The sequence below is a fragment of the Sanguibacteroides sp. AM78-02pH3A genome (assembly GCF_027666085.1).
GTDB lineage: Bacteria > Bacteroidota > Bacteroidia > Bacteroidales > Marinifilaceae > Gabonibacter > Gabonibacter massiliensis.
Genome location: NZ_JAQEHX010000006.1, coordinates 40,814 through 54,172, shown reverse-complemented (window position 1 = coordinate 54,172; position 13,359 = coordinate 40,814). Strand labels below are relative to the sequence as shown.

Here is a 13,359-nt window from a genome sequence, read left to right as displayed (position 1 = left end):
GAAGAAAAGCACTACTTTTGCACCCGAGTTCTTGCCCAGGTGGCGGAATTGGTAGACGCGCTGGACTCAAAATCCAGTGTCCCTTAAAGACGTGCGGGTTCGATTCCCGCCCTGGGTACAAAGCCTCCGAGAAATCGGAGGCTTTTTCTTTTCGTAAAATGGTGGCGTTTCCATGCGAATTGTCTAATTTTGTAGGGAGGGTTTTCAATAAAGATAATATGGATTATAATAAGATTTTTTACGAGGAAGCGACAGAACGCCTGAAGGAGGAGATATGTGATATCGGGAAGAGGATGTGGCAACGAAATTACGTGGATGGAAATGGAGGTAATATCAGCGTACGCCTGAACGAGAGTATGGTGTTATGCACTCCTACTTATATCTCTAAGGGATTTATGAAACCGGAAGATATGTGTATGGTGGATATGCAGGGACGACAGCTCGCGGGAGAACGACCGAGCACGAGTGAAATAAAAACCCATCTTGCTGTTATGCGCCGGAATCCGAATGCATGGGCTTGTGTACATGCCCATCCGCCTTATACGACCTCTTTTGCTTTGTGCGGACATCTGCCGAAGGAGGGGGTGGTTTCGGAAGCGGAGATATTTTTGGGAGAGTTAGGATTGGCGTCGTACGCGAGACCGGGGTCGAAGGAGATAGAAGAGGCGGTTGGCGCTTTGGCTTTGGGGCGTAACGCAATTATAATGCAAGGACACGGTGCTATTACCTGGGGAAAAAGTGCGGAAGAGGCCTATTGGAAGTTGGAAAACCTCGAAGCTTATTGTCAGGTAGTACATTTGGCGGAATGCCGTAAGGATATTTTAATCCCCTTTTCGGAGGAAGAGAGGGAAGATTTGAAACGTTTGCGGGAAAAATTTGAGCAATGAATACGATTTTCGATATAGTGACTGTTCGGGCGGATTATGAACAAGGGGCATTGATCGTTATCGATCAAACGCAACTTCCGAACAAGGAAATATACCTGACGTTGAAAACTCCGGAAGAGATATGGGAAGCGATATACTCGTTGAGGGTGAGAGGGGCTCCGGCGATCGGGGTGGCTGCCGCTTGCGGGATTTCGGTGTGTATGCAGAACTACCGGGAAGAGGATGTGCAGGGTTTTCATAAAGAGTTTGACCGGATAAAGAGCCACTTGGCAACTTCTCGTCCGACGGCCGTAAATCTGTTTATGGCTTTAGATAGGATGGAAAATTGTATCCGGGTGCATGAACCCGATGGCGTACGGGGGATGAAAGATGCTATGCGGCGGGAGGCGGAGGCCATTCGTTCCGAGGATGCAGCAGCCTGTCGGCGGATAGGGGAGTGGGGGTTATCGTTATTATCTCCCGGAATGGGTCTGCTGACTCATTGTAATGCCGGTCATTTGGCAGTTTCCGAATATGGAACTGCATTGGCTCCGATCTATTTGGGGCAAGAGAACGGATATGATTTTAAGGTGTTTGCGGATGAAACTCGTCCGTTGTTGCAAGGGGCCAGGCTAACGGCTTTCGAACTAAAGAGAGCAGGAGTGGATGTCACTTTGATATGCGATAATATGGCGTCGATTGTAATGCAAAAAGGGTGGGTTCAAGCCGTTTTGGTCGGATGTGACCGGGTGGCCGCCAATGGAGATGCGGCGAATAAGATAGGAACTTCTGGAGTCGCTGTTTTGGCAAAACATTACGGGATTCCTTTTTACGTGTTGGGACCGACTTCTACGATCGATTTGGCTTGTTCGACGGGTGAGCAAATCCATATAGAAGAGCGTCCTCCTGAAGAAGTTACCGAGAGGTGGTATGTTCATCGAATGGCACCGGATAAGGTAAAAGTATATAATCCTGCTTTTGATGTTACTCCTCGTAATCTGATAACGGCCGTTATTACGGAAAAAGGGATTGCATATCCTCCTTTTACCGATTCTTTCCGAAAATGGCTGGAATAGAAGACTTTTAACAGTACATAAGACATTTTGGCATTTATTTTTCCTTAATTGTGACAAAATGTCTTATTTGCGTGGGCGTTTTGAACTATTCGGTTTCGGCATAGAGGCGGGAAAAATTTTCTATGTATTGATAGTCATGGTTTTATCTTGTGCGTCTTTTTGTAGAAGGAAATGTGAAACTTTTAGTTTATAGATTCGGTATACCCTTTGTATTCCCTTAAACACGAAAGGAGCATGAGACTATGAACATGAATAATTATACAATTAAGTCGCAGGAAGCCGTGCAGGAAGCCGTGCAGATTGCGCAGGAAAAAGGGCAACAGGCCATCGAGACGGGGCATCTGTTGAAAGGTATTATTGCTAAAGGTGAAAATATCACTAATTTTATTTTTAACAAATTGGGTGTTAACGGACGGAACGTGGTTTCGGCTTTGGATCGGATGATTGATTCCTATCCGAAAGTTTCCGGAGGATCGCCTTATCTTTCCGAAGATACCAATAAGGTGCTGGAAAAAGCAACGAAGATTGCGGGGGAGATGGGTGACCAGTATGTCTCTCTGGAACACATTATATTGGGCTTGTTATCCATCCGGGATCAAGTTTCGCAATTATTGAAAGATAGCGGAATGACAGAGAAGGAAGTCAAAGCTGCTATCGAGGAGTTGAGGAAGGGTTCGAAAGTGAATTCGCAGTCGGCCGAAGACAATTACGATGCATTGGGGCGATATGCCATTAATCTGAACGAGCGGGCTCGCGACGGTAAGCTGGATCCGGTGATCGGGCGGGACGATGAGATTCGTCGGGTATTGCAAATCTTATCCCGGAGAACGAAAAACAACCCGATTTTGATCGGGGAACCGGGGGTCGGTAAGACGGCTATAGCCGAAGGGTTGGCTCAGCGTATCGTTAACGGGGATGTCCCTTCGAATTTGGCATCCAAGAGCATCTATTCCTTGGATATGGGAGCTTTGGTTGCCGGCGCTAAATATAAAGGAGAGTTCGAAGAGAGGCTAAAGGCCGTGGTGAATGAGGTTTTGGCGTCGGAAGGGGATATCATTCTCTTTATCGATGAGATCCACACGTTGGTGGGGGCCGGGAAGTCGGAAGGGGCGATGGATGCGGCCAATATTTTAAAGCCGGCGTTGGCGCGGGGAGATTTAAGGGCTATCGGAGCGACGACTTTGAACGAGTATCAGAAATATTTTGAACAAGATAAGGCTTTGGAACGTCGATTTCAGAAAGTGATGATCGATGAACCCGATGTCATGAGTGCTATCAGTATCATGCGGGGATTGAAGGAGCGATATGAAAACCATCATAAAGTGCGGATTACGGACGATGCCATTATTGCTGCCGTTGAGTTGTCGCACCGGTATATATCCGATCGTTTCTTGCCGGATAAGGCAATTGACTTGGTGGATGAAGCTGCCGCAAAATTACGGTTGGAGATGAATTCCGTTCCTGAAGAGATCGATGAACTGGATCGTAAGATCAAACAGCTTGAGATAGAGAAAGAGGCGATCAAACGGGATGGAAAAAGCAAGAAGTTGGATGAGATCCAAAAAGAATTAGCCGATTTGAATCAGGAGCGTACGAAATTGCGGGCTCAATGGGAGTCTGAACGGTCTTTGATCGATGAGATTCAAAAAAATAAAGATGCCATCGAACAGTATAAATTTGAAGCTTCCCGTGCGGAGCGGGAGGGAGATTACGGAAAGGTGGCCGAATTGCGTTACGGTAAAATAAAATCTGCGGAACAGCGGATTGAGGAGATTAAGGCGAAGCTGGCCGATATGAAGCATGGAGATTCTTTGATTCGGGAAGAGGTTACGGAGGATGATATAGCTTCGGTCGTGTCTAAATGGACCGGAATACCGGTAAGCCGGATGATGCAAAGCGAACGTCAGAAATTATTGCATTTGGAGGAAGAGTTGCATAAACGGGTAGTCGGTCAGGACGTGGCTATTGCCGCTTTGGCGGATGCCGTGCGTCGTAATCGGGCCGGATTGCAGGATGCCAAACGACCGATTGGTTCGTTTATCTTTTTGGGAACGACCGGAGTCGGTAAGACGGAGTTGGCCAAAGCGTTGGCCGAGTTCCTGTTTGACGACGAGTCTTTGATGACCCGCATCGATATGTCCGAATACCAGGAGCGTCATTCTGTCTCTCGTTTGATCGGGGCACCTCCCGGATACGTGGGATACGATGAAGGCGGTCAATTGACCGAAGCCGTACGCCGGAAACCCTACTCTGTTGTTTTGTTGGATGAGATAGAGAAAGCGCACCCGGATGTATTCAATATCCTTTTGCAAGTATTGGATGACGGTCGGTTGACGGATAATAAAGGCCGGGTGGTGGATTTTAAAAATACCATTATCATCATGACTTCTAATATCGGTGCTCATATTATCCAGGAGAAGCTAAAGGACTTAAACGATAATAACCGGGATGAGGTATTGGAAAAGACCAATGACGAGGTATATGAATTGTTGAAGAAAACGATTCGTCCGGAATTTCTGAATCGTATCGATGAGGTGATTATGTTTACTCCTTTACAAAAATCCGAGATTGTGGATATCGTTCGATTGCAGGTTAATGGTGTCAATAAAATGCTTGCTAACAATGGAATTATTTTGGACGTAACGGGTAAAGCGGTCGAGTGGATCGCGGAAGCGGGTTATGATCCGCAGTTCGGGGCGCGTCCCGTTAAACGAATTATCCAACGAAACTTGTTAAATGACCTTTCCAAACAGATATTGGCCGAACAGGTTTCCAAAGATAGCCATATCGTTGTGGATGTTGAGAACGATCACTTGATTTTTAAAAATAAATAAAAAATGGCGTTGAAACAAAAAGCCGGTCGAAAGTAAAATTTCGACCGGCTTTTTGTTTCATGTGGTACTCGAGGCGGGACTTGAACCCGCACAGCCGCAATGGCCACGGGATTTTAAGTCCCGCGTGTCTACCGATTCCACCACTCGAGCAACATTGAAAAAGAACGAGCGAAAAACGGGACTCGAACCCGCGACCCTAACCTTGGCAAGGTTATGCTCTACCAACTGAGCTATTTTCGCAAATATAATCAATAACACTTTTGGCATCTTTAAACCTTACCAAGGTTGCATCGATGACGCTTCGCTTTGGGCAAGGTTATGCTCTACCAACTGAGCTGTTTTCGCAAATGCGAACGCAAATATAGGGCATTTTTTCTATCGTACAAACGAATTCTCTTAAAAATATAAGGAATTATTTCGGTTTTATATATTAAATTCTGTTTCTCATGTAGTTATTGAACGGATTTAGAGGCCGTTTTTTTTGTTTTTTTTATTGAAATGATTGTTCTCGGGTTTAGAATGATTATATTTGTCGTGTTTTTTAAAGAAAAGAGATGTCTCATACAGGAAGTAGAAGGGTAAAAGGATCATACTTTGTTTCTACGATCAGTATTGCTTTGGTGCTCGTGGTCGTGGGTGCTCTCGTATTTATTCTATTGAATGCCCGCATGGTGTCGGATCATGTTAAACGTAATATCGGTTTCGTTGTCATAATTAAGGATAATACAAACGAAGCTGAAATTAAGCGGGTGCAAAAAATCTTGGATACCCGTCCCTATACTTATTCTTCTCAATATATAACGAAAGAGCAGGCTGCTGCTGCTTTCAAGAAAGAGATGGGAGAGGATTTCGAAGCTATATTAGGTGCGAATCCGCTTTTGCCTTCTATCGAGATTAAATTGAATCCGGCTTACGCGAATAACGATTCTTTGGCGATGGTCGAAAAAGGATTGGCCAAATTCGATATCATTCATGATGTTTATTACCAGAAGTCGATGATACAAAGTATCAATGAGAATATTCGTCGGATAAGCGTATTCTTTTTGATTGTCGGGGCCGTTCTGATGTTGATATCGTTTACCTTGATCCGGAATACGATACATCTGGCTGTGTATTCACAGCGTTTTTTAATAAAGACGATGCAGTTAGTAGGGGCAAAATCTTTCTTTATTTGCAAGCCGTTCGTGTATGACAGCATGTGGAGGGGGTTCTTCGGAGCTATGATCGCGAACTTGGTGCTGTTGGGTGCTATATTTTTTCTACAAGAGAATATAGGAAGGGTGATGAATATTATACATCGGGATACGATCGTTGTTATGGTGGCGTTTGTCGTTCTTTGCGGTATGTTTTTATCGTTTATATCGGCTTGGTATTCTGTTCATCGATATTTGAACAGGGATTTAAATGAATTGTATACATAAAAAAAGATATATGGTAAATGATTTGAAAGAAAAGAAGGATGGTTTCCCGATACCCAAGAGTAACTATAAATTTATTTTGATCGGTTTCGGGATTGTCGTGCTCGGATTTTTATTGATGATGGGAGGCGGATCTGATTCTCCGGATACTTTTAACTATGACATTTTTAGTTTTAGGAGAATTACCTTAGCCCCGATGGTTGTTTTATTCGGTTTCGGTTTCGTGTTCTGGGGCATTATGCGTAAACCTAAAAAAGAGGAGAAATAGATGTAGTATTGAGGTAGGACGAAGAGATGTTATAGGAATTTTCCCGTTCTCAATTTAATATAGATTTATGGAGTGGTTTGAAGCATTGGCGCTCGGTATAATTCAAGGATTAACAGAATTTTTACCTGTAAGCAGTTCCGGACATTTACAAATTTTCGGTGCATTATTTGGAGTTGAGGCTGAAAAGAATCTGACGTTTGCCGTTGCGGTTCATGCGGCGACCGTATGCAGTACGATTGTGATCTTGTGGAAAGAGGTTTCTGTTTTGTTCCGGGGATTTTTTAGTTTCAGGTATAATGACGAGATGGCTTACGTGTTGAAAATATTTATATCGATGATTCCGGTGGCGATTGTGGGGTTTTGTTTTAAGGATTTTGTAGAAGAGATATTCGGTTCGGGCTTGTTGATCGTGGGTTGTATGTTGTTAGTGACCGCGTTGCTGTTGACTTTTGCCTACTACGCCAAACCTCGGGAGAAAGCCAATATCTCTTATAAGGACGCTTTTGTGATAGGTTTGGCACAAGCGTGTGCCGTATTGCCTGGATTATCCCGTTCCGGTTCGACGATAGCGACGGGTATATTGTTGGGGAATAAAAAAGAGATTGTTGCCAAATTTTCTTTTTTGATGGTTTTGATACCCATTTTGGGAGAAGCTATGCTGGATTTGGTAAAGGGGGATTTTTCTTCCGGCGACGGTGTACCTGTTGTATCTTTGATTGTCGGGTTTATCGCTGCTTTTGTTTCCGGATGTATCGCTTGTAAGTGGATGATAAGCATTGTAAAGAGAGGAAAATTGATTTGGTTCGCCATTTATTGTGCTATTGTGGGAATATTGACAATTGTGTTGGGATGACAGAAGTTTGGAGTAAGATTCGATTTCGAGAAGAAGGAGATTTTCAGGCGGGAGCTGTAATCGTGATCGATAAGCCTTTGCGTTGGACCTCTTTTGACGTGGTGAATAAGGTTCGGATCTGTTTGAAAAAGAAATTCGGTAAGATAAAGGTAGGGCATGCGGGGACATTGGATCCGTTGGCGAGTGGGGTCGTGATCGTATGCGTTGGAAAGGAGACGAAGGAGATCGAAAGATACATGGGAGAAGAGAAAGAGTATGTTGCGGAGATAACTTTCGGACACACGACTCCTTCTTACGATCTGGAGACATCTTTTAACGGGACCTTTACGTATGAGCATGTGAACCGTATGTTGATGGAAGAGGTCATTACTCGTTTTGTCGGTGAGATTGAGCAATATCCCCCGATTTTCTCCGCTGTACGAGTAGATGGGGTTCGTGCTTACGAGAAAGCCCGTAAGGGTGACGAGGTGGAGATGAAGAGTCGTCGGGTGACGATTCGGGAGATTGAGATTGTGAAAATGGAACTTCCCGTGGTTGAGTTAAGAATCGTGTGTAGTAAAGGAACATATATACGTTCGTTGGCACATGATTTAGGACAGGCCTGTGGAAGCGGTTCGTATCTTTCTGCTTTACGGCGAAGCCGGGTGGGCGGATTTAAAGTGGAAGATGCTTGTAAAATGAATGAAGTAGTTGAAACGTTGCAGGAAATGCTGTGATTTTCAAAATTTGATAAATAATAAATTAGTTTACTCATATGAAACTATCGAAATTTAAATACAAGTTGCCTACGGAATTAATAGCATTACATCCCATGCAGAATCGGGACGAGAGTAGGTTAATGGTATTGGATAGAAAAACAGGAAAGATTGAACATAAAGTATTCAAGGATGTTATTGATTATTTTGAAGAAAAAGATGTTTTTGTGTTCAACGATACAAAGGTATTTCCTGCGAGGTTGTATGGGAATAAGGAGAAAACCGGAGCCGAGATCGAAGTGTTTTTGCTGAGAGAGTTGAATCGGGATCTTCGGATTTGGGATGTTTTGGTAGACCCTGCTCGTAAAATCCGGATCGGGAACAAATTGTATTTCGGGGAAGATGACAGTATGGTTGCCGAGGTTATCGATAATACGACTTCCCGCGGTAGAACGTTACGTTTTTTGTTTGATGGGGAGTATGATGAATTTAAGAAGGAACTGTATGCTTTAGGAGAGACTCCGTTACCTCGTTTTATCACTCGAAAGGTAGAACCGGAAGATGCGGTACGTTATCAGACTATTTTTGCGAAAAAAGAGGGAGCGGTCGCTGCTCCTACAGCCGGGATGCATTTTAGCCGGGAGTTGATGAAGCGTATGGAGATCAAAGGAATCGATTTCGCTTATATCACACTGCATGTCGGATTAGGGAATTTCCGGGAAGTTGATGTGGAGGATCTGACAAAACATAAGATGGATTCCGAACAGATTATCGTAGGGTCCGAGACGGTGAAAATAGTGAATGATGCCAAGGATGAAAAACATAAGGTTTGTGCGGTGGGTACTACTGTCGTTAGAACGTTGGAAAGCTGTGTTACGACAAAGGGTCGTTTGACGGAATTTGACGGATGGACGAATAAATTTATTTTTCCTCCTTATGATTTTAGTGTACCCGATGCTTTTGTATCTAATTTTCATCTGCCCTATTCGACCTTACTGATGATGGTGGCAGCTTTCGGAGGTTATGATTTTGTTATGGAAGCTTATAATCAAGCTGTTAAAGAAAAATATAGATTCGGAACTTATGGGGATGCCATGTTGATCCTGTAAAATGAGATTGTCCGAGAATCGTTTTTCAGGCGACTCTATGCCAATGAATTAATTAAGAGGAGGGAGGCTTTGGGCGAGAGGATCGTTCCTGGAAATTTTTGAGACATCTTTTGAAAAAACAAGAGAGGGTGCATCCTGACGAATGGGAACACCCTCTCTTTTCAAAATAAATAATGTTGGAAGCGAGAGAATTATTACAGTTATTTCAAAAACATCCTGTTGTGGACGAAATTCGAAAATCTTTGAATGAATGTCCGGATGTTAAATTGAAAATAGAAAATGGAGTCGGTTCGGTACTCTCTTTTATCGCGGCTGTTCTTGGAAAAGAGAGCGAGGGAGTACAATTGTTCGTATTGAATGATAAGGAAGAGGCGGCCTATTTTTATAATGATCTGTTATTTCTTTTGGGGGAAGAAAAACTTCGTTTTTTGCCTGCTTCCTTTCGTCGTTCCGGTAATTTTGAGGATAAGGATAATGATTCGATTCTGGTGCGGACGGAGGTGTTAAACGCGTTGGTGGATAAGCAGGTCGGTTGGGTGGTGACTTACACGGAGGCATTGGCTGAAAAGGTAGTGAATAAAGAGGTTTTAGCCGATATGTCGATGCCTGTTTCTAAAGGAGATAAGTTGTCGATCTCTTTTCTGGAAGACCTGCTTTCGGAGTATAATTTTGAAAGGAGTGATTTTGTATATGAACCCGGACAATTTTCAATACGGGGGAGTATTGTCGATATCTACTCTTTCGCGGAAGAGCGTCCTGTACGTTTGGATTTTTTCGGGGACGAGGTAGAGAGTATTCGTTATTTTGATGTGGAGACCCAACTTTCGGAACAACAAATAGAACGTATCGTGCTCGTGCCGGATTTAAGTGAGACCGTAGATGGCGGCAAATCCGGGACGTTGGCCGAATTCCTCGGGAAAGGAGTGATTTGGTGGTTAAAAAACACTTTTTTGATCCGTGATCGTTTGAATACATTAAAACAGGATGATCCGGGTGATTTGTTGGTTGTTGCCGATGATCTCCTGCAAATGGTCGGGAAGTGTCCGGTTGTTGAATGGGGATCGGATCTTTATTTTCGGGGGCAGGTTCTGAGAATGGAGACTGAATTACAACCGGCAGTAAACAAGCAATTCGATTTGTTGGCGGAACATTTGCAAAGTAAACAACGAGAGGGATACACGCTTTGCGTTTGTTCAAATAATGAAATGCAGCTTCAACGGTTACGGGATATTTTTTCGGACAAGGGATATATCGTAAATTTTAAGTCCGTGGAGGGGACTATACACGAGGGGTTTTGTGACGTACAATTGAGGATTTGCATATATACGGAGCACCAGATTTTTGATCGTTATCATAAGTATCGATTGAAAACGACACAGATAAGAAAAGGGAGGGAATCTATTACGATTAGTGAATTGCAAAATTTACATCCCGGTGATTATGTCGTTCATGTGGATCATGGGATCGGCCGGTTCGGCGGGTTGGTCAAGATTAATAACGACGGCCGTGAACAGGAGGCCATACGTTTAGTCTATAAAAATAATTCGGAATTGTATGTCAGCCTTCACGCTTTACATAAGATCTCTAAGTATAAGGGAAAGGACGGTGTTCCTCCGGTTGTCAATAAATTGGGGGGAGATGCTTGGAACCGTTTGAAGCAGAAAACGAAATCCAGGGTGAAAGATATTGCCCGGGAGCTGATAGCGTTGTATGCCAAACGTCGTAAAGAATCGGCCTTTGCCTATTCTAAGGATAGTTATTTGCAGGAAGAGATGGAAGCTTCCTTTATGTACGAGGAGACCCCCGATCAGATGAAGGCGATTCAGGCCGTAAAAGAAGATATGGAAAATCCGCACGTGATGGATCGGTTGGTGTGTGGAGATGTCGGCTTCGGAAAGACGGAGGTGGCGATAAGAGCTGCTTTTAAAGCCGTTGCGGATAGTAAGCAGGTGGCCGTTTTGGTACCTACTACGGTTTTAGCTTATCAGCACTATAATACTTTTATCAAAAGGCTTGCAGGGATGCCTTGTCGGGTGGAGTATATCAGTAGAATGAAAAAAAGTTCCGACATAAAACGGGTACTGAGAGAGTTAAGCGAGGGGAAAGTAGATATTATCATCGGGACTCATCGTTTAACGAGCTCCGATGTGCATTTTAAGGATTTGGGGCTATTGATTATTGATGAAGAGCAGAAATTCGGGGTGGCCGTAAAAGAGAGGCTGAAACATTTGAAATTGAATGTCGATACGATTACCATGACGGCAACGCCAATTCCCCGGACCTTGCAATTCTCTTTGATGGGAGCAAGAGATATGTCGATTATCCGGACGCCGCCTCCCAATCGCTATCCTATTGTTACCGAATTGCATCGTTTTGATGAAAAAGTTATAAAAGAGGCGATCTCTTATGAACTGGCACGTGGCGGACAGGTATTTTTCATTCATAACCGGGTGGAGAATATCCGGGAGATTCAATACCTGATTCATCGTCTGATTCCGGGAGTGAAGAGCTGTGTGGCCCACGGGCAGATGAACGGAGAGGATTTGGAAACCGTGATGCATGATTTTATACGGGGAGATTATGATGTATTGATAGCTACGACTATTGTGGAATCCGGTTTGGATATTCCTAATGCCAACACCATGATTATCAATCAGGCACAAAATTACGGATTGAGTGATCTGCATCAATTGAGGGGACGGGTGGGGCGTTCTAACCGGAAGGCATTCTGTTATTTGTTGACTCCTCCGTTGGAATTGATCAATCAAGATGCCAGACGACGCTTGAAGGCGATAGAGGATTATAGCGGACTCGGGAGTGGTTTTAATATTGCGATGCAAGATTTGGATATTCGCGGTGCCGGCAATATTTTAGGTGGAGAGCAGTCCGGATTTATTGCCGAGATCGGTTACGAGACCTATCAACGGATATTGAATGAAGCTTTGTTGGAGTTGAGGGATGAAGAATTTCCGGAATTGGAAGAAAGAAAATCGGAAAATAACGAGTATTTTTCGGTGGATTGTGTTATCGATACGGATTTTGAGATTTTGATTCCTGAAGCTTACGTGGAGAATGTAAGCGAACGGATTCGTTTATACAGGGAGTTGGATAATATCACGGATGAGAATACGTTACAGCGATTTGAAATTGAATTGCGGGATCGTTTCGGAGAGATTCCGGTACAAGTTGAGGCTTTGATGGAGGTGGTCCGAATCCGGAGAAGGTGCGTGAACTTGGGAATAGAACGTTTATTGGTTAAAAACGGTAAGATGGTGGCTTATTTTATCGGCGATCAGCATTCTTCTTATTACGCTTCTGCTATTTTTACGGCCGTTTTGAAGTTTGTACAAAAACAGGTTGTTCCTTGTAAAATGAGTGAACGAAACGATAAATTGACACTCGTGTTTACGGGTATTGAAAATATTGGGCGGGTATCCGGGATAACAAAGGCCATGGAAGAATTTACGGAGAAAAATTAATATGAAATGAATCTGGTTGTTGACATAGGAAATACGCGGACCAAATATGCCGTATTCGAAGATAATCTTTTTGTCGAGAGTGGGACGGGAGTCCCTGAATTGTACGAGAAAGCTCTCTGCTGGCGGAAAAGAGGAGAAGAGGTTAATGTAATTATGGCCAGTACCGGGGCGATATCGACAGGATTAAGAGCTTGTCTAAGCGATATCGCAACTTTTTTTTGTGAAGCTAATCCGCTCATGGCGTTGCCCATTCGTTTAGGATATGATACTCCTCAAACGTTGGGAATAGATCGTATTGCCGGATGTGTTGCCGCCGCTTTTTTATTTCCGGGTAAAGATATACTGGTTGTCGATATGGGAACAGCCATTACTTTCGACTTTATGAATGGGGAAGGTGTGTTTCTGGGGGGTAATATTTCCCCGGGCATGCAAATCCGTTTTCGTGCGTTGAATGAATTCACGTTAAGCCTTCCTTTGGTCGAAGGGTCCGATACGTATGAATATATAGGAAAAAATACTCCGGGGGCCATATTGGACGGAGTCATGAATGGTATACTTTTTGAAGTACGTGGTTACATAGATGAATTGCGTCGCGAAAATCCGGAGGCAATAGTTATCCTTACGGGAGGAGCCAGTCATTTCTTAAAAAAGTCTTTAAAGCGGGAAGTTTTTTTTGATGAAAAATTAGTAATTGTGGGATTAAATCAGATGTTAGAATTTCAAAAGAGGAGATAATAATTAAAATATGCATATAGAAAAAG

At 43.5% G+C, this 13,359-nt stretch carries 10 protein-coding genes and 3 tRNA genes; 11 read left to right on the top strand and 2 right to left on the bottom strand.

The features are described from left to right. Positions 1-33: 33 nt before the first annotated feature. The 4 genes from PGR74_RS10060 to clpB all read left to right on the top strand — a co-directional run bounded on the left by PGR74_RS10060 (position 34) and on the right by clpB (position 4,776). Positions 34-118: transfer RNA gene (locus tag PGR74_RS10060), tRNA-Leu, on the top strand. A gap of 100 nt (positions 119-218) precedes the next feature. Then, the gene (locus PGR74_RS10055; RefSeq protein ID WP_270517062.1) at positions 219-887 is read left to right on the top strand and encodes a class II aldolase/adducin family protein; all 669 of its coding nucleotides are present in this window, start codon (positions 219-221) and stop codon (positions 885-887) included. Then, positions 884-1,942 carry an S-methyl-5-thioribose-1-phosphate isomerase gene (gene mtnA / locus PGR74_RS10050; protein ID WP_270517059.1) on the top strand — a complete coding sequence of 353 codons (1,059 nt, stop codon included), beginning with the start codon at positions 884-886 and terminating at the stop codon, positions 1,940-1,942. Before PGR74_RS10055 ends, mtnA begins: the two co-directional genes overlap by 4 nt. A 242-nt stretch (positions 1,943-2,184) precedes the next feature. Then, positions 2,185-4,776, top strand: coding sequence for an ATP-dependent chaperone ClpB (gene clpB / locus PGR74_RS10045; RefSeq protein ID WP_270517058.1), 2,592 nt, complete (start codon positions 2,185-2,187; stop codon positions 4,774-4,776). Between the two features lie 62 nt (positions 4,777-4,838). Here the strand turns inward: clpB and PGR74_RS10040 are convergent. Together PGR74_RS10040 and PGR74_RS10035 are read right to left on the bottom strand one after the other, a co-directional pair. Further along, positions 4,839-4,926 (bottom strand) — tRNA-Leu (locus tag PGR74_RS10040). A gap of 17 nt (positions 4,927-4,943) precedes the next feature. Next, positions 4,944-5,016, bottom strand: a tRNA-Gly gene (locus PGR74_RS10035). 314 nt (positions 5,017-5,330) lie between these two features. Between PGR74_RS10035 and PGR74_RS10030 the strand changes: the two genes are divergently transcribed. From PGR74_RS10030 to PGR74_RS10000, 7 genes are all read left to right on the top strand, one after another. After that, on the top strand, positions 5,331-6,197 hold the full coding sequence (locus PGR74_RS10030) for a cell division protein FtsX (protein WP_041502728.1): 867 nt from the start codon (positions 5,331-5,333) through the stop codon (positions 6,195-6,197). Between the two features lie 10 nt (positions 6,198-6,207). After that, positions 6,208-6,462 carry a DUF3098 domain-containing protein gene (locus PGR74_RS10025; protein ID WP_041502729.1) on the top strand — a complete coding sequence of 85 codons (255 nt, stop codon included), beginning with the start codon at positions 6,208-6,210 and terminating at the stop codon, positions 6,460-6,462. Positions 6,463-6,529: 67 nt separating this feature from the next. After that, positions 6,530-7,315: an undecaprenyl-diphosphate phosphatase gene (locus PGR74_RS10020; protein ID WP_041502730.1), complete on the top strand. Its 786-nt coding sequence runs from the start codon at positions 6,530-6,532 to the stop codon at positions 7,313-7,315. Next, positions 7,312-8,031, top strand: a complete 720-nt coding sequence (gene truB, locus PGR74_RS10015) for a tRNA pseudouridine(55) synthase TruB (RefSeq protein ID WP_052634455.1) — start codon at positions 7,312-7,314, stop codon at positions 8,029-8,031. The genes PGR74_RS10020 and truB overlap by 4 nt, the downstream gene beginning before the upstream one ends. 38 nt (positions 8,032-8,069) lie before the next feature. After that, positions 8,070-9,119 carry a tRNA preQ1(34) S-adenosylmethionine ribosyltransferase-isomerase QueA gene (queA, locus tag PGR74_RS10010; RefSeq protein ID WP_041502731.1) on the top strand — a complete coding sequence of 350 codons (1,050 nt, stop codon included), beginning with the start codon at positions 8,070-8,072 and terminating at the stop codon, positions 9,117-9,119. 173 nt (positions 9,120-9,292) lie between these two features. After that, positions 9,293-12,598, top strand: a complete 3,306-nt coding sequence (gene mfd, locus PGR74_RS10005) for a transcription-repair coupling factor (protein ID WP_270517052.1) — start codon at positions 9,293-9,295, stop codon at positions 12,596-12,598. A gap of 6 nt (positions 12,599-12,604) precedes the next feature. Then, positions 12,605-13,333, top strand: a complete 729-nt coding sequence (locus PGR74_RS10000; protein ID WP_041502732.1) for a type III pantothenate kinase — start codon at positions 12,605-12,607, stop codon at positions 13,331-13,333. Positions 13,334-13,359 lie beyond the last annotated feature (26 nt).

What these genes read in the sequence shown, in the direction of transcription:
- PGR74_RS10025 (WP_041502729.1), top strand. Translation starts at nt 6,208, where the DNA reads ATGGTAAATGATTTGAAAGAAAAGAAGGATGGTTTCCCGATACCCAAG.
- PGR74_RS10000 (WP_041502732.1), top strand. Translation starts at nt 12,605, where the DNA reads ATGAATCTGGTTGTTGACATAGGAAATACGCGGACCAAATATGCCGTA.
- mfd (WP_270517052.1), top strand. Translation starts at nt 9,293, where the DNA reads ATGTTGGAAGCGAGAGAATTATTACAGTTATTTCAAAAACATCCTGTT.
- PGR74_RS10020 (WP_041502730.1), top strand. Translation starts at nt 6,530, where the DNA reads ATGGAGTGGTTTGAAGCATTGGCGCTCGGTATAATTCAAGGATTAACA.
- PGR74_RS10030 (WP_041502728.1), top strand. Translation starts at nt 5,331, where the DNA reads ATGTCTCATACAGGAAGTAGAAGGGTAAAAGGATCATACTTTGTTTCT.
- truB (WP_052634455.1), top strand. Translation starts at nt 7,312, where the DNA reads ATGACAGAAGTTTGGAGTAAGATTCGATTTCGAGAAGAAGGAGATTTT.
- clpB (WP_270517058.1), top strand. Translation starts at nt 2,185, where the DNA reads ATGAACATGAATAATTATACAATTAAGTCGCAGGAAGCCGTGCAGGAA.
- PGR74_RS10055 (WP_270517062.1), top strand. Translation starts at nt 219, where the DNA reads ATGGATTATAATAAGATTTTTTACGAGGAAGCGACAGAACGCCTGAAG.
- queA (WP_041502731.1), top strand. Translation starts at nt 8,070, where the DNA reads ATGAAACTATCGAAATTTAAATACAAGTTGCCTACGGAATTAATAGCA.
- mtnA (WP_270517059.1), top strand. Translation starts at nt 884, where the DNA reads ATGAATACGATTTTCGATATAGTGACTGTTCGGGCGGATTATGAACAA.